Raw genomic sequence first — 233 nt, 5'->3', positions numbered from 1 at the left:
GCCGTTCCACAAGAAATCATTGAGCACTTCAAATCTTATCCCCTCAATAACGTACATCCAATGGCTGCGCTCCGGACGGCGATTTCATTACTCGGTCTGACTGACAGTGAAGCCGATGTCATGAATCCGGAAGCGAACTACAGAAAAGCCATCCGTCTGCAGGCGAAAGTGCCGGGCATTGTCGCCGCTTTCTCAAGAATCCGCAAAGGACTTGATCCTGTTGAACCGAAGGA

1 protein-coding gene is annotated in these 233 nt (G+C 50.6%); it reads left to right on the top strand.

Annotated features, from left to right (window positions below; genetic code table 11):
• A partial coding sequence (locus KVT31_RS30050) for a citrate/2-methylcitrate synthase (protein ID WP_302747110.1) occupies nt 1-233 on the top strand: 233 nt, incomplete at both ends.

Source organism: Bacillus sp. GbtcB14 (genome assembly GCF_019091205.1).
In the GTDB taxonomy this organism is placed as follows: domain Bacteria; phylum Bacillota; class Bacilli; order Bacillales; family Bacillaceae_G; genus Bacillus_A; species Bacillus_A cereus_AG.
Note: the sequence above shows the minus strand (reverse complement) of the source record. Positions and strands in the feature narration are given on the sequence as shown.